Consider the following 15,201-nt stretch of genomic DNA (forward strand, 5'->3'; position numbering starts at 1 on the left):
ACTGACAGCGTGACGGATACCGCAACCGAGCTCTTGTTCTCCTATGGCACCCTGCAGCAGGCCGAGGTCCAGCGCACCACGTTCGGGCAGGAACTGGACGGCCATGCCGATGCCATCGTGGGATTCGATCTGGACTACGTGACCATCACCGACCCGCATGTCATCGCGACCAGCGGCAGCGACCGCCACCCCATCCTGCGCCCCTCGGCTGATTCCGCAGCGCAGGTCCCTGGCACGGTCTTCTCGATCACCGCGGAGCAGCTGGCCGCCGCCGACGAGTACGAAGTCGATGACTACCAACGCATTTCGGTGCCATTACGCTCGGGCGCGACGGCCTGGGTCTACGTATTCGCCGGCTGATCGAACATGATCACCTGACGGATTGCCAGGCCATCGGCCAGTAGGTCCATCGCCTCGTTGATGTTCCCGAGTTCGATCCTGGACGAAATGAGTTTTTCTACGGGCAGTTTCCCGGCTCGCCACAGTTGCGCATAGCGCGGAATATCCCGTGACGGTACGGCCGACCCCAGGTAACTCCCCACCACGGTGCGCGCCTCCGCAGTCAGCGTCAGCGGAGAAATACTCGCCCGCGCCGCCGGGGCAGGCAGACCGACAGTGACCGTCATTCCGCCGGGCCGGGTTGCGGCGAAGGCTGTTTCGAAGGCCTGTGGATGCCCGGCGCATTCGATCACATAGCGCGCCGTAATACCCTGCTCCGCAATCTCATCAGGCCCGTATGCCTCGGTGGCGCCGAGTTCCACGGCCCGGACACGCTTCTGTCCGACGGTGTCGACCGCGATGATTCTCTCGACACCGATTGCGCTGGCGGTAACGACCGCAGCCATCCCGACGCCGCCAAGCCCCACCACCATGACCGTTTCCGCCACTTGGGGTTTCACGACATTGAGCACCGCCCCGCCTCCGGTGAGCACCGCGCACCCCAACACGGCCGCGACATCGGCGGGTATGTCCAGGCCCACGGGGACAACGGAAGCCCGATCGACTACCGCGTGAGTCGCGAAGGCCGATACCCCGAGATGATGGTGGATGGGTGATCCCGCGCGATGTAGGCGCACGCCGTTGCGCAACAACAGGCCCGCATTGTTGGTCGCCGAACCGGCCGAGCACGGCAATCTTCCGTCCTCAGCGCAAGCCTCGCATTGTTCACAACGAGGCAGGAAGGTCATCACAACCCGTTGGCCGCTCCGGATATCTGTCACCGCATCGCCCGTATCCACAACGATTCCCGCGGCCTCGTGGCCGAGCAGCATGGGCACAGGACGTACTCGGTTACCGTCGACCACACTGAGATCGGAATGACAGACTCCGGCCGCTTCGATCCGGACCAGCAGCTCCGTCGGTCCCGGCGCCGCCAGGTCGACCTCACCGACGGAAATTGGGCGTGAGCGCGCAAAAGGCCTTGAGAGTCCAGACTTTTCGAGCACAGCGGCGGTGATCTTCATCGCAGTCACCGACTCCGCAACAGCGATTCGAACGCGGCATCGGTACGCTGCAGCGCCTCATCGATGTCGGCGTTGGTGTGCGCCGCGCTGAGGAACCAATTGTGATACGGATGCACGTAGACGCCACGGGAACCCGCCTCGTCGCACCAGCGTCGAGTGAGGGCGAAGTCGTCGTCCTCGGCGAAATGGAGCAGCGGCATTTGCACCGGACCGGACTGCGTGATCTCGAATCCATGAGCACGGGCCTGGGTGGCAAGCCCATGCCTTAGACGCTCCCCCGCACGCCAGATATCTTGCAACGCATCGGTATCCCGCAACTCCGTGATGGTGGCGATCCCGGCCGCCATCGATACCGCGGAGAACCAGAACGAGCCCGTGACATAGGTTTGCGTAGCCGCCTCACGCAGAGCGTCCGTTCCGGTGACCGCCGCCAGCGCATATCCATTCGCAATGGCCTTGGACCAGGCGGACAGGTCGGGTCGCACCCCCAGCGGTTCCCAGCTGCCGGCCAACGCGAGACGGAATCCGCATCGGACATCGTCAAGAATCAACACCGCGCCGGTCCTGTCGCACAGCGTGCGCAGCCCCCGCGCGAACTCCAAGTCAACGAGTTCCTGATCTCGGTACACGTCATGGCGGAACGGACAGACGATGATGGCCGCGAGGTCCTCACCGGCGCGATCTGCCGCTGCGTATACCGAAGACAGATCGTTGAATTCGAAGTAATCCAAATGGGCCCGGTCCTCATGGGTTACACCGGCATTTACCGGTGTACACCACGGAACAGCACCGTGATAGGCACCACGCGCCATCAGCACTTTGCGCCGTCCGGTCGCAGCGCGGGCGATGGTCAGACACGCCGTGGTGGCGTCGGTTCCGTTTTTGGCCAACAATGCCCAATCCGCGTGCGCAATGGTGTCGACCAATAGTTCGGCGAGTTCGACCATGACTGGTGCGGACCCATTGAGACAGTCACCGCGGGCGATCTGACGCTCCACAGCACGCTGCACTTTCGGGTGGCGGTGGCCGAGGACTACCGGCCCCCACCCGCACATGAAGTCGAGGTAGGTCTTGCCCTCGGTGTCCGTGAGCCGACAGCCCTGGCCACTAACCATGTACTGCGGCAACGTGTCCGAGAACCCACGCACGTTCATGTGTCCGTAGATCCCGCCCGGGATGACCATCGCCGCACGTTTGGACAGGCCCGTGTCGTTGTCGGCAGTCATCGAACGAGTTCCTTGGCGACCTCGGCAATACCCGGCGCGTCCAGACGGTATGCCGCGTAGAGCGCGGCCGGCGGCCCGACCGGGATGTACTCATCCGGCACACCGTGCTTGCGGAATCGCACGCCCTGGGCACCCGCCTCGAACAGCACCTCGGCGACCGCCGAACCGAGCCCATTGGTGATGTTGTGCTCTTCGACGGTGAGGATGGCCCCGGTCTCGCCCGCTGCGGCAAGCACCTCATCGGCATCCACCCGGCTCACCGTGTGCATGTCGAGAACTCGTGTACTGATACCGCATTCGGCCAGTTCTTCGGCCGCACCCAATGCGGGATGCACCTCGGTGCCGGTCGCGATGATGGTCAGGTCGGTGCCTTCACGCACTCTGATGGCCCTGCCAAACGTGATCGTTGGGACCGCGGGATAGACCTCTGGATCGCGACCACGGCCCAATCGGATGTACATCGCACCGGGATGATCTACGGCCGTCCGCAGGATCGCCCGCAGGTGGTTCGCATCGGTGGCGCACACCACCGTCAATTCGGCGAACGTGCGTAACACACCAAGGTCTTCCAGCGCGTGATGACTGGTCCCGTAAAACCCCATTGACATGCCCGAGTGGTGGCCGACGATGCGCACCGGCATCCGCGGATAAGCGCAGTCGGTGCGAATCTGCTCGGCGCACAACAGCGCCGAGAAGGAGGCGAAGGTCGCCGCGAAAGGTACATAGCCGCACGACGCCATGCCTGCCGCCGTGGTGATCATGCCCTTCTCGGCTATCCCCATGTTGAAGAAGCGATCAGGGTGCCGCTCGGCAAAATCGGTGGCGCGGTTCGCACTGGCGAGATCGGCGGTGAGCACCACGACCCGCGAGTCCCTGTCCGCGAGATCGGCGAGCTCCTCACCGAATACGAACGCCGGGATCGCACTGACATCGCTGCCATCGAACGAGCGCTTGTCCCGTAGCTCGGTGGCACCGCCACCGAAGATCTCTGCCTGGTCCTGGGTCTCGGTCATTTCACGGCCTCCAGCGGGCGCAGGCCGGCTTCCAGCTCCGCGATCACGTTGTCGTAGTCGGCCCCGACAAGATTGCCGACATGCCAGTCGGGGTTGTATTCCATCAGTCGCACACCGCGTCCCTTCACTGTGTCGGCCACGATCAGTTGGGGTGGACCGTCCTGCACATTCGGCAGACTGTCGAACACGTCGAGCAGCGCATCCAGGTCGTGGCCATCCACACGATGTGTCTGCCAGCCAAAAGCACCGAATCGATCCTCGATGGGCTCGACAGCCATCACGTCATCGGTGAACCCGTCGATGCACAGCATGTTGCGATCGACGATGGCGACCAGCTGGCCCAGTCGATAATGGCCCGCGGCATTGGCTGCCTCCCATATCTGTCCCTCGTGCAGCTCTCCGTCGCCGAGCATGCAGAAGGTTCTGTACAGCCGCCTACCCACGCGTCCGGCTAAGGCCATCCCGACGGCAATCGAGAGCCCGTGCCCCAGCGAGCCTGAGCTGAAGTCGACTCCGCGAACCTTTTTCATGTCGGGGTGGTCCCCGAACGGACTGCCCAGCCGGGTGTAGCTCTCGAGTTCAGATGGATCGAAGTAGCCGACGTCGGCCAGAATCGGGTACAGACCGATCGCCGCGTGCCCCTTGCTGAGCACGAATCGATCGCGGTCTGGCCATTTCGGGTCCGCGGAGTTGTATTGCAGGATCTCGTAATACAGCGCCGCGAAGAGCTCCGCGGCCGAGAATGACGACGTGTAGTGCCCGGCGCCCGCGATCCTGGACAGACGCACCGTCTCGAGGCGCACGAACTTGGCACGGTCGGCGAGGTGTTTCAACAGGGCGTCGCGGTCGGCCGTTCCCTTGGTCGGAATCATCGGTTTCTGCTCCTTTGCAGGTGACGAGGCTGGATGCGACCTCGATCGCCAATGGTGTTGTGGGGCAACAGGTGCGATTTCTTGTGCCGGCTTCGAGTGGGCCGGTGTTCCGCTATGGTGGGACACGCTTCGGCAGAATGCCTCGCATACTGAACTTCCTTCGGAATTTCAGCCAAACCAAGCACTTTTTTCGTTGGCCATCCGTATCGTGCGAGTCGATCCGAAGGAACTGCCGCACCTCGGGGCGGCACGGTATGTACATGTCATTTCGGTCGATCAGGAGGTCATGCATGCAGCGGTACGAGGACGAACGCCCACGTGAGGTCAAGACCGATGAGATCGACGAACTCCTGCTGTGGGAGCTCAATGCCAATGGCCGCATTCCCAACAACGAGCTGTCGCGCAAGGCCGGAATCGCACCATCAACCTGCCACGCGCGCATCAAACGACTTGAACAGCTGGGCTTGATCAAGTCGATCAACGCCTTTGTCGATTACGAGGCACTCGGATTCCCCGTTCAGGCCATCGTGTTTGTCCGGCTGCCTCCCCCTGCCCGGGACCAGGTCAAGGACTATGCCAGCAGGGTGATCCAATTTCCGCAGGTGCTCAACGTATTTCACATGGGTGGGCCCGACGACTTCTTGATTCATGTGACCTGCACATCGACGAGCCAATTACGTGATTTCGTTGCCACCAAGCTCAGCTCCGGACCTGTCGCGGCTACCACCACCAGCATCGTCTTCGACCATTACATCGGCATGCAGCACATGGAGTACGTCAGCGGCTACGAAGAAATGCGGCGACCGATCCGCTAGCCACCGAAGAACATTCGGCAGAATCGCCTTCTGGCCCGCGCCGACCGAAATTCTTGCCGACATCGCAGCCGAATCAGGCACGATGTTCGGAGTTCGTCCGTGGTTGGCCGCATGTTTCGCATCATGAGCACGTCGGCCCGATGCATAAGTGCGTAGGCCTTGCCCGCGAGAGGAACTCACGAATGAGTGCACCGATGCACACACTGATCGGACACCGGATGTCGATAGCCGGCCAGGCGCGCGACAGCAGCTCCGGAGAGGTCATCGAGATCCGAAACAAGTTCGACGGCAACCTCATCGGGACGGTGCCCGCGGGCACTGCCCAGGACGCTCAGGACGCCCTGGATGCCGCCCCCCTCGGATTCAAGGCATGGTCTGAGACACCGACATTCCGCCGGGCCGCGGTCCTCGCGGACGCCGCCGCGCAAATCCGCGCCCGCCGAGACGAGCTCAGCGCAATGCTATCCGCCGAGAACGGCAAGACCGTCGCGCACGCTCAACTGGAGATCGATACGACGGCGCGCATCTTTGAAGGTTTCGCCGAGGAATCCAAACGGCTTTTCGGACAGACCATCCCGCTGGATATCCAGGAGGGCATGCAGAACGATCTCATGGTCACTATCCGTGAACCGTTGGGTGTCATGGTCGGCATCGTTCCGTTCAACTTCCCCGCCGAGCTCTATGCGCACAAGGTCGGTGCCGCGCTTGCCGCCGGTAACGCGATGATCGTGAAGTCGCCGGAAGACGATCCGATTGTCACCATCATGCTGACGGAGATCTTGCACCGTGCCGGAGTTCCTGGTGCCGCACTGCAATTGGTGACAGGCTATGGCGACATCGTGGGAGACCATCTTTCCAAGAGCCCGGACATTGCGGCGGTCACTTTCACCGGCAGCACCGCGGTCGGTGCCATCATCGCCGCCAACACAGGCAAGAACATCGTGCGGGCGTTCCTCGAACTCAGCGGCAACGACGCGTTCATCGTGTGCGATGACGCCGATGTCGACGCTGCCGTGCGGCACGCCATCGCGGGGCGCACCTACGCCAACGGCCAGGTCTGCGTCGCCACCAAGCGCATCATGGTGGTGCGCTCCCGGTATGAGGAATTCCTCGCCGTACTGACCAGCAGAGTCGGCGCCCTACGGGTGGGCGATCCCTCATGCGAGACCACCGATGTGGGTCCGCTCATTACCGAGGAGGCCGCACGCGCCGTCGAGCAGCAGATCCTGGAGGCAGTGGAACAGGGCGCGCGTTTGTTGGTCGGTGGCACCCGGCGAGGTGCGCTGATCGACCCGGCACTACTGGAGATCGATCCCGCCATTGGTATCGCCACGGACACAGAGATCTTCGGTCCGGTATTCGCGGTGCTCGCGGTCGACACCCTCGACGACGCCATCGACATCGCCAACGCCTCACAGTTCGGCTTGAATGCGGCTGTCTTCACCAGCGACCTGAATCGGGCTATCGATGCCGGGCGGCGAATCAAGGCCGGAATTGTTTCGGTCAACGGAGGCAACACCTATCGGCCGGATGTGGCGGCATTCGGTGGGTACAAGAAAAGTGGCCTGGGCCGCGAGGGGATCGCCTACACCCTCGACGAGTTCACTCAGGTGAAAAGCATCGTGCTGCGCGGGGTGCTGGGCGCTGTGTGAAACGCCACCGAGCAGACCCGCACTAGCCGACAATGCCGTCAGAAGGTGACAACGATGATCAACACATCGCACGCTGAATCCCGGGACATCGACGACTCCCCCAGCATGCTGAACCGCGGACTCGGCGTCGGATCGATCGTGTTCATGGTCGTCGCGGCGGCCGCACCGCTGGCTGTCGTGACGGCCAGCGTTCCCCTCATCATCTCGGTCAGTCACAGCTCCGCCGCACCGCAGTTCTTTCTGGTGGCGATGGTCGTGCTGGCGCTGTTCTCGGTGGGTTTCACCTCGATGGGCAGGCACGTACCCAACGCGGGTGCGTTCTACTCCTACATTCAGTGCGGGCTGGGCCGTCATTGTGGTGTCGGCGCCGCGGCGCTGGCGTTGGGGTCGTACGCCGTCATGCTCCTGGGGCTCTACACCTATCTCGGTGTCGCGACCTCGGCCTTGCTGACCACTATCCATCTCGGCGTGCCGTGGTGGGCCAGCGCCCTCGGGTGGATTTGCCTGGTCGGTGTGCTTGGCTACCGCGATATCGAGCTCAGCTCGAAGGTGCTGGGTGTCCTGCTGGTGGCCGAAACACTGGCCGTCGTCGTCGTGGACATCGGCATCATCGCCAGGGGCGGAGCCGATGGTCTCACCCTGGAACCGTTGTTGCCCAGGGCCTTCGCGACGGGTGCACCGAGCCTGGGCCTGATGTTCGGGTTCTTCTCCTTCATCGGTTTCGAGGCCACGGCGGTATTTCGCAACGAAGCCAGGGATCCCGACCGGACCATTCCGCGCGCGACGTTCATCGCAGTGGTTTTCATCGGCCTGTTCTATGCCTTCGCCGCGTGGGCGGTGGTCACCGGGCTGGGCACCGGCAATGCCGTCGGGGTGGCAGCGGCCGAGCCGGAGGCGGTGGTGCAGAACTTGGCGCGCAGCTACGTATCACCAATCCTGACCGATGTGATCCAGGTACTGCTCGTGACAAGCTTCTTCGCGTGCGTGCTGTCCTTCCACAATGTGATCACCAGATATCAATTCACCTTGGCCACAAAGGGTTTACTGCACAGCACGTTGGCCGTGATCGACCGCCGGCACCGCACACCATCGCGATCTTCATTGACCTTCACGATGATTTCGTTGATCGCGATGGTCGTCATCAGCGTGGTCGGGTGGGACCCCATCACACAGACCTATATGTGGTGTACCGGCGCATCGACGCTCGGACTCGTTGCCCTCATGGCGATGACCAGCTTGGCGGTGATCGTGTTCTTTCGGAACTCCGAGCGTGCGCCGAGTCTTTGGCACAGCGCCATTGCGCCGGGACTGTCGTTCATCGGACTCACTGCGGTGCTGTTGTTGGTGGTCAAGAACTTCCCACTGCTAGTGGGCGACACCACGACGGCGGTGGTGCTGGGCGGGCTCATCGTGGCGATCTTCGTCACCGGGCTGGCCGTGGCCGAGCGTGTCCGGCGCGCACGGCCTGATCTATACCAGGCGCTGACCCAGGACTAGCGGGTTACCACTTTCGCAGCGAGCAGGTGACGGCGGTCTCGCCATCGGCCTGGGTGGCCAGGGCACCATCCACGTACACCTCACAGTGGAAGACAGGTGCGCCGGTAACCGCCTTGGCCGCCGCGCTCGCACTCACATATGCCCACTGAGTCGGATCGTTCAACGTGGTCTCCACGACGAATGGAGCATCGGGTGCGATGCGGGTCGATGCGCGCACCAGATACTTGCTCGACTCCGAGTCATACGCCGATGCGCTCGGCGGCTCGTTCTGCAGCACAAGGGTCTGCGACAGGAAGTCACGGTCGGAGCTGATCACATACTTCACCTGGTGCGGTGCCGCCTCCGCCATCGGGGCCATGGCCATCGACGCCAGCGTCAACGTTGCGGTACTGGCCGTGGCGAGCAGAGCTGCTGTGATACGTCCCATACGTGTCATATCCGCGATGCTAGCCGCGCCGTTACTTCGTCGACAATCGAACCGATCGGCACGGGCTGCTGAACTCCGTCCGCCAGCGTCTTGAGCTCGATGTTTCCCTCACCGATTTCCCGGTCCCCGGCGACCAGCGCAATCGAGGCTCCAGAGCGATCGGCACCGCGCATCGCTCCCTTGAGCCCGCGGTCGCCGTACGCGATATCGGTCCGAATACCCGCGGTGCGCAGTTGCGCCGCCACCTTGACGAGCGCCGATTTCGCGTCCTGCCCAAGTGGCACGCAGAACACCTCGCAGCGACCGCTATCGCCCACCGTCACACCCTCGGCCTGCAGGGCGAGCAGGGTTCTGTCCACACCGAGCCCAAATCCGATACCCGACAACGACTGTCCACCAAGCTGCGCCATCAGTCCGTCATAGCGACCTCCGCCACCGATTCCGGATTGCGCACCGAGGCCGTCATGCACGAACTCGAATGTGGTCTTGGTGTAGTAGTCAAGGCCGCGCACCAGCCGGGGGTTCACCACGTATTGCACGCCCAGCGCATCCAGATGGCCCAGAACCTGATCGAAATGTGCCTTGGACTCCTCGGAAAGATGGTCGAGCATGAGTGGCGCATCGGCCGTCATCTCGCGCACCTCGGGGCGTTTGTCGTCGAGCACCCGAATCGGGTTGATACGGGCCCGCTCTCGCGTCGCCTCGTCCAGATCCAAGCCAAAGAGAAATTCCTGCAACAGCTCTCGGTACTGCGGGCGGCAGGACGCGTCGCCCAGCGAGCTGATCTCCAACCGGAAGCCGGTCAGGCCCAGAGAGCGGTACCCGGCGTCGGCGATGGCGATCACCTCAGCGTCCAGGGCCGGATCGTCCACGCCGATCGCTTCCACGCCGACCTGCTGCAGCTGACGGTAGCGACCGGCCTGCGGTCGCTCATAGCGGAAAAAGGGGCCGGCGTAACGCAGTTTCATCGGAAGCTGGCCACGATCCAGGCCATGCTCGATGACCGCACGCATCACCGAGGCCGTGCCCTCCGGACGTAAGGTCACCGACCGATCACCGCGGTCGGCGAAGGTGTACATCTCCTTGCTCACCACATCGGTGGACTCGCCCACTCCACGCGCGAACAGCCCGGTGTCCTCGAACACGGGCAGCTCGATGTAGCCGTACCCGGCCAGCCGCGCCTGCTCCAGTAGCCCGTCACGAACAGCCAGGAACTGCGCGGAGTCCGGCGGCACATAATCCGGGATGCCCTTGGGGGCACTAAAAGTCTTCTCGCTCACTGGATTCCCTCGAGAAAAGGGTTGGCGCGGCGCTCATCGCCGATGCTGGTGGCGTTGCCGTGCCCCGGCAGCACGACGGTGGAGTCGTCGCGGGTGAGCAACTTGGCCGCAATGGAATCGAGCAGCTGCTGATGGTTCCCACCGGGCAGATCGGTGCGCCCGATCGACATCTGGAAGAGGGTGTCTCCGCTGAAGACCACGTCGATGGGCCCGTTGTCACTGTCGACCTCGATGCCGAACACCACAGAGCCACGGGTGTGCCCCGGCGTGTGGTCGACGGTGAGCGTGATCCCGGCGAGCTCGAGCTTGTCCCCATCACCGATCTCGACGAGCTCCTTGGGCTCGGTGAACTCCATGCCCTGGATGAACTGAGCCAGCCCCGGACCGATGCCGGCGAGCGGGTCGGCGAGCATCACGCGGTCCTCGGGGTGGATGTAGACGGGAATCCCGTACTCATCGGCGAGCGGCTGCGCGGTCCAGGTGTGATCCAGATGCCCATGGGTGAGCAGCACCGCCTCAGGGGTGAGGTCGCGCTCGGCGAGAATCTCCTTGACGCCAGGGATCGCCTCCTGGCCGGGGTCGACGATGACGGCTGGGCCGCCCTCGTGGGGCGCCACGATATAGCAGTTCGTGGCGAACATGCCCGCGGGAAAACCGGTGATCAGCACCCGACCAGCTTAGGCGGCGGGTCCTGCTCCATCTCTCAGGTGTGGCTGGCACACTCTCTGGCGACCCAAATTCTTCAACGAAAGCCCTAAAGGAGAACCCGGTGCCGACCAACGAGCAGCGACGCCAGACTGCCAAGCGCAAGCTGGAGCGACAGCTGGAGAACCGTGCAGAGCGCGCCCGTAAGCAGCGGATCTGGGCGATCAGCGGTGCCGCGGTCGTCGCCGTCGTCGTGGCCGTGGCCATCACCGCGTGGCTGGCCATCAGCAAGAGCGATAAGACCGATGCGGCTCTGGACACCTCCACCACCCCGGTCTCCACGGTCGACGCGCCACCAACCTCTTCGTTGCCGACACCCGATGAGCCGCCCGTCACCGGGCCCGCGCTTCCGAAGTTCGTACCCTCCGCGGAGGTGGGCGCCAACTGCCAGTACCGGCCGGCAGATGCGCCCGCCAAGACCATCGAGAAGCAGATGCCACGGTCCGGCAAGATCCCAACCGATCCGCCGACCCTCACCGCCAGCATGAAGACCAGCCAGGGCAATATCGGCCTTGTTCTGGACAACGCCAAGGCTCCGTGCACGGTGAACAGCTTCGCCAGCCTGGCGCAGGGCGGCTACTTCGACAACACCATCTGCCACCGGATCACCAGCGGCGGGTTGTCGGTACTGCAGTGTGGCGACCCCAAGGGCACCGGTTCGGGCGGTCCGGGATACGAGTTCGACAACGAGTACCCGACCACTGCGTACAAGGCCGATGATCCGGCCGCCCAGCAAGCCGTTGTCTATCCGGCCGGCACGTTGGCGATGGCCAATGCGGGGCCAGGGACCAATGGCAGCCAGTTCTTCATGGTCTACAAGGATTCGAAGCTGCCACCGCAGTACACGGTGTTCGGCACCATCGATAAGACCGGGATGGACACCCTCGCCAAGATCGCCAAGAACGGGATCAAGCCCGGGCCACGTGGCGCAGGCGATGGCGCACCCGCGCAAGAAGTGAAGATCATCGATTTGCAGCTCGACTGACATGATCTCGCGTCGCGCAGCACTCGTAGGTGGATTGTCGGCAGTTGCTCTGGCGGCTGTTGGTTGTTCACGAAGCACCGAAAGCCGAACCTCGCCATCCGAACTCGCCTCCCTCGAAAAAGATTTCGGTGGACGCGTCGGCGTGTTCGCGCTGGATACCGGTTCGGGCGCCACCCTGGGCCACCGGGCAGATGAACGCTTCCTGATGTGCTCGACCGTGAAGACCTTCATCGTGTCGGCCATCCTGCACCGCCGCCTGAGTGAACCGGGGCTGCTGGACAAGCGGATTCGGTACGCGCAGTCCGACCTCATGGAGTGGGCACCGATTACGTCCCAGCATGTGGCCGAGGGCATGACCGTCTCGGAACTGTGCGATGCAACCCTGCGCTACAGCGACAACACCGGCGCCAACCTGTTGATCGCGCAGCTCGGTGGTCCGAAGCAGACAGAGAAATTCGTTCGGAGCCTGGGCGACAACGTCTCTCGCATGGATCGCACCGAGGATCAGCTGAACGTCCCGGACGGCGATCTGGACACCTCGACCCCGCAGCAGCTGGTGACCAATCTGCGCAGGCTGGTGCTCGACGAGGGGCTCGATGCGCAGGGCCGTGATCTGCTCACCGACTGGTTGAAGCGCAACACCACCGGCGACCAGTCGATTCGGGCGGGAGTCCCGACGGCATGGACGGTCGGCGACAAGACCGGCAGCGGATTCAAAGGTGAGACCAATGACATCGCGGTAATCTGGCCGACCGGCCGTGCGCCGATTGTCGTCGCCGTGCTGACGGTCCCCGATGATCCGAAGTCCACTCAGGGCAAGCCGACCATCGCGGCGGCCACCCGCATCGCGCTCAAGGCATTCGGCGCCTAGCCGTCTGGCGCGCCGATAACGGGCGTTAGGCGGCCGACGTCACCCGATAAACGTCGTAGACGCCCTCGACGTTGCGCACCACGTTGAGAACGTGGCCCAGATGCTTGGGGTCGCCCATCTCAAAGGTGAAGCGGCTGATGGCCACGCGATCATTCGAAGTGGTCACCGAGGCCGACAGGATGTTCACCCGTTCGTCGGCCAGGGCGCGCGTCACATCGGAGAGCAACCGGTGCCGGTCCAGCGCCTCCACCTGGATGGCGACCAGGAAGACCGAGGACGCCGACGGCGCCCAATTCACTTCGATGATCCGTTCCGATTGCTGCTGCAGAGATTCGGCGTTGGTGCAGTCGGTACGGTGCACGCTGACTCCCCCGCCGCGCGTGACGAATCCAAGGATCTGATCCCCGGGCACCGGGGTGCAGCATTTCGCGAGCTTGGTCAGCACACCCGGTGCGCCCGGGACGGCCACGCCCACATCATCGGAACGCCGCTGGCGAATCGGCATGGTCGACGGTGTGGACCGTTCGGCCAGTTCCTCTTCAGCACTGTCCACACCACCGAGCTGAGCGACCAGTCGCTGCACGACATGCCGCGCCGACACATGCCCCTCGCCCACCGCGGTGTAGAGCTGCGAGGTGTCCTGGTAGCGCAGCTCGCGGGCCAGCGAGGCCATACCTTCGCCATTGACCAAGCGCTGCAACGGAAGTCCACCACGGCGCACCTCACGCGCGATCGCGTCCTTACCGGCCTCGAGCGCCTCTTCGCGGCGCTCCTTGGCGAACCACTGGCGGATCTTCGCCTTCGCGCGCGGCGAAACCACAAAGGTCTGCCAGTCGCGTGAGGGGCCGGCGTTGGCAGCCTTAGAGGTGAAGACCTCCACCACTTCCCCGTTTTCGAGCTTGCGCTCCAGCGCCACCAGCCGTCCGTTAACCCGCGCGCCAATGCAGCGATGCCCCACCTCGGTGTGCACCGCGTACGCGAAGTCGACGGGGGTCGATCCGGCGGGCAAGGTGATGACATCACCCTTGGGGGTGAAGACGAATATCTCCTGCACCGCCAGGTCGTAACGCAACGATTCCAGGAACTCGCCCGGGTCGGCGGCCTCACGCTGCCAGTCGAGCAGCTGACGCATCCACGCCATATCGTCGATCTCGGCCGCCGCGTGTGACTGCGGTACCGCGTTGCGGCCCTTGGCTTCCTTGTACCGCCAGTGCGCGGCAATGCCGTACTCGGCGGTGCGGTGCATATCGCGGGTACGGATCTGCACCTCCAGCGGCTTGCCCTCGGGGCCCACGACAGTGGTGTGCAAGGACTGGTAGACACCGAAACGCGGCTGGGCGATGTAATCCTTGAACCGGCCCGCCATCGGCTGCCACAGGGAGTGCACCACACCGACCGCGGCGTAACAGTCACGAATCTCGTCGCACAGAATCCGCACACCCACCAGGTCGTGGATATCGTCGAAGTCACGGCCCTTGACGATCATCTTCTGATAGATCGACCAGTAATGCTTGGGTCGCCCCTCAACGGTGGCACTAATTCGCGAACCATTGAGCGTGGCAACGATTTCCGCGCGCACCTTGGCCAGATAGGTATCGCGCGACGGTGCCCGGTCGGCGACTAGCCGCACGATCTCCTCGTACTTCTTGGGGTGCAGAATCGCGAAGGACAGATCTTCGAGCTCCCACTTGACCGTGGCCATACCCAGGCGATGCGCCAGTGGGGCAATGACTTCGAGCGTCTCGCGGGCCTTGCGCGCCTGCTTCTCCGGCGGCAGGAACCGCATGGTGCGCATGTTGTGCAGCCGGTCGGCGACCTTGATCACCAGCACTCGAGGGTCACGTGCCATCGCGATGATCATCTTGCGGATGGTTTCGCCCTCGGCCGCGTTGCCCAGCACCACTTTGTCGAGCTTGGTCACGCCGTCGACCAGGTGGGCGACTTCGGTGCCGAATTCGGTGGTCAGCTGCTCCAGGCTGTAGCCGGTGTCCTCGACGGTGTCATGCAGGATCGCGGCAACCAGTGTGGTGGTGTCCATGCCCAGCTCCGCCAGGATGTTGGCCACGGCGATCGGGTGGGTGATGTAGGGATCGCCCGACTTGCGGAACTGTTCGGCGTGCCGGCTCTCTGCCACCTCGTATGCGCGCTGCAGCACCGAACGGTCGGCCTTGGGGTAGAACTCGCGATGGACGGCAAGCAGCGGTTCCAGGACCGGGCTGACGGCGCCACGCTGGGCTGTCATCCGGCGGGCCAGCCGGGCCCGCACCCGGCGCGAAGCACTCATGGTGCCGCTGACCCGCAGCGAATCCGAGGTCGGTGCGGCTGGATCGCTCACGACAGGCAGGGATTCGACCGCGACCTGATTCTCGCTGGGCGCTTGCTCGTCAGCCACGGT

The 15,201-nt window shown here is 63.7% G+C and carries 14 protein-coding genes; 6 read left to right on the forward strand and 8 right to left on the reverse strand.

Translation table 11 applies throughout. The features are described 5' to 3' along the window. The first annotated feature begins 9 nt into the window (after nt 1-9). Complete coding sequence (locus AOT87_RS07060; RefSeq protein ID WP_057966045.1) at nt 10-360, forward strand: gamma-glutamylcyclotransferase family protein; 351 nt, start codon at nt 10-12, stop codon at nt 358-360. Here AOT87_RS07060 and AOT87_RS07065 read toward each other — a convergent pair. The 4 genes from AOT87_RS07065 to AOT87_RS07080 are packed head-to-tail and all read right to left on the reverse strand — an operon-like array spanning nt 342 to nt 4,574. Next, nucleotides 342-1,463: an alcohol dehydrogenase catalytic domain-containing protein gene (locus AOT87_RS07065; RefSeq protein WP_057969534.1), complete on the reverse strand. Its 1,122-nt coding sequence runs from the start codon at nt 1,461-1,463 to the stop codon at nt 342-344. The two genes, AOT87_RS07060 and AOT87_RS07065, sit on opposite strands and share 19 nt — an antisense overlap. Nucleotides 1,464-1,468: 5 nt before the next feature. Further along, nucleotides 1,469-2,689, reverse strand: coding sequence for an aminotransferase class III-fold pyridoxal phosphate-dependent enzyme (locus AOT87_RS07070; protein WP_057969535.1), 1,221 nt, complete (start codon nt 2,687-2,689; stop codon nt 1,469-1,471). Further along, nucleotides 2,686-3,702, reverse strand: coding sequence for a transketolase C-terminal domain-containing protein (locus AOT87_RS07075; protein ID WP_030093596.1), 1,017 nt, complete (start codon nt 3,700-3,702; stop codon nt 2,686-2,688). Before AOT87_RS07075 ends, AOT87_RS07070 begins: the two co-directional genes overlap by 4 nt. After that, nucleotides 3,699-4,574, reverse strand: coding sequence for a transketolase (locus tag AOT87_RS07080; protein WP_057969536.1), 876 nt, complete (start codon nt 4,572-4,574; stop codon nt 3,699-3,701). Before AOT87_RS07080 ends, AOT87_RS07075 begins: the two co-directional genes overlap by 4 nt. Before the next feature lie 290 nt (nt 4,575-4,864). Here AOT87_RS07080 and AOT87_RS07090 point away from each other — a divergent pair, with 290 nt between their 5' ends. The 3 genes from AOT87_RS07090 to AOT87_RS07100 all read left to right on the forward strand — a co-directional run bounded on the left by AOT87_RS07090 (nt 4,865) and on the right by AOT87_RS07100 (nt 8,538). Further along, entirely contained in the window at nt 4,865-5,389 is a 525-nt protein-coding gene (locus AOT87_RS07090; protein WP_057969538.1) for an Lrp/AsnC family transcriptional regulator, read from the forward strand. Nucleotides 5,390-5,571: 182 nt separating this feature from the next. Next, nucleotides 5,572-7,041 carry an aldehyde dehydrogenase family protein gene (locus tag AOT87_RS07095; RefSeq protein ID WP_057969539.1) on the forward strand — a complete coding sequence of 490 codons (1,470 nt, stop codon included), beginning with the start codon at nt 5,572-5,574 and terminating at the stop codon, nt 7,039-7,041. A gap of 54 nt (nt 7,042-7,095) precedes the next feature. Continuing rightward, the gene (locus tag AOT87_RS07100; protein ID WP_057969540.1) at nt 7,096-8,538 is read left to right on the forward strand and encodes an APC family permease; all 1,443 of its coding nucleotides are present in this window, start codon (nt 7,096-7,098) and stop codon (nt 8,536-8,538) included. A gap of 4 nt (nt 8,539-8,542) precedes the next feature. Here AOT87_RS07100 and AOT87_RS07105 read toward each other — a convergent pair whose 3' ends face one another. Genes AOT87_RS07105 through AOT87_RS07115 form a run of 3 tightly spaced genes read right to left on the reverse strand, consistent with a single transcriptional unit; the run spans nt 8,543 to nt 10,913 of the window. Then, a complete protein-coding gene (locus AOT87_RS07105; protein WP_030093601.1) occupies nt 8,543-8,965 on the reverse strand; it encodes a hypothetical protein in 423 nt (140 codons plus the stop codon). A 5-nt stretch (nt 8,966-8,970) separates the two neighbouring features. Continuing rightward, the gene (gene hisS / locus AOT87_RS07110) at nt 8,971-10,245 is read right to left on the reverse strand and encodes a histidine--tRNA ligase (RefSeq protein WP_030093602.1); all 1,275 of its coding nucleotides are present in this window, start codon (nt 10,243-10,245) and stop codon (nt 8,971-8,973) included. After that, the gene (locus tag AOT87_RS07115; RefSeq protein ID WP_057966941.1) at nt 10,242-10,913 is read right to left on the reverse strand and encodes an MBL fold metallo-hydrolase; all 672 of its coding nucleotides are present in this window, start codon (nt 10,911-10,913) and stop codon (nt 10,242-10,244) included. Before AOT87_RS07115 ends, hisS begins: the two co-directional genes overlap by 4 nt. A 101-nt stretch (nt 10,914-11,014) precedes the next feature. Between AOT87_RS07115 and AOT87_RS07120 the strand changes: the two genes are divergently transcribed. After that, nucleotides 11,015-11,935 carry a peptidylprolyl isomerase gene (locus AOT87_RS07120; RefSeq protein WP_030093604.1) on the forward strand — a complete coding sequence of 307 codons (921 nt, stop codon included), beginning with the start codon at nt 11,015-11,017 and terminating at the stop codon, nt 11,933-11,935. A 1-nt stretch (nt 11,936) separates the two neighbouring features. Continuing rightward, nucleotides 11,937-12,806: an MAB family class A beta-lactamase gene (blaMAB, locus tag AOT87_RS07125; protein WP_057966940.1), complete on the forward strand. Its 870-nt coding sequence runs from the start codon at nt 11,937-11,939 to the stop codon at nt 12,804-12,806. 25 nt (nt 12,807-12,831) lie between these two features. On the opposite strand, the gene AOT87_RS07130 is transcribed toward blaMAB, so the two are convergent. Continuing rightward, nucleotides 12,832-15,198: a RelA/SpoT family protein gene (locus tag AOT87_RS07130; RefSeq protein WP_057966939.1), complete on the reverse strand. Its 2,367-nt coding sequence runs from the start codon at nt 15,196-15,198 to the stop codon at nt 12,832-12,834. Nucleotides 15,199-15,201: the final 3 nt, after the last annotated feature.

Source organism: Mycobacteroides sp. H003 (genome assembly GCF_001440135.1).
In the GTDB taxonomy this organism is placed as follows: Bacteria; Actinomycetota; Actinomycetes; order Mycobacteriales; family Mycobacteriaceae; genus Mycobacterium; species Mycobacterium gwanakae.

What these genes read in the sequence shown, in the direction of transcription:
- AOT87_RS07065 (WP_057969534.1), bottom strand. Translation starts at nt 1,463, where the DNA reads ATGAAGATCACCGCCGCTGTGCTCGAAAAGTCTGGACTCTCAAGGCCT.
- AOT87_RS07070 (WP_057969535.1), bottom strand. Translation starts at nt 2,689, where the DNA reads ATGACTGCCGACAACGACACGGGCCTGTCCAAACGTGCGGCGATGGTC.
- AOT87_RS07075 (WP_030093596.1), bottom strand. Translation starts at nt 3,702, where the DNA reads ATGACCGAGACCCAGGACCAGGCAGAGATCTTCGGTGGCGGTGCCACC.
- AOT87_RS07080 (WP_057969536.1), bottom strand. Translation starts at nt 4,574, where the DNA reads ATGATTCCGACCAAGGGAACGGCCGACCGCGACGCCCTGTTGAAACAC.
- AOT87_RS07090 (WP_057969538.1), top strand. Translation starts at nt 4,865, where the DNA reads ATGCAGCGGTACGAGGACGAACGCCCACGTGAGGTCAAGACCGATGAG.
- AOT87_RS07095 (WP_057969539.1), top strand. Translation starts at nt 5,572, where the DNA reads ATGAGTGCACCGATGCACACACTGATCGGACACCGGATGTCGATAGCC.
- AOT87_RS07100 (WP_057969540.1), top strand. Translation starts at nt 7,096, where the DNA reads ATGATCAACACATCGCACGCTGAATCCCGGGACATCGACGACTCCCCC.
- AOT87_RS07105 (WP_030093601.1), bottom strand. Translation starts at nt 8,965, where the DNA reads ATGGGACGTATCACAGCAGCTCTGCTCGCCACGGCCAGTACCGCAACG.
- blaMAB (WP_057966940.1), top strand. Translation starts at nt 11,937, where the DNA reads ATGATCTCGCGTCGCGCAGCACTCGTAGGTGGATTGTCGGCAGTTGCT.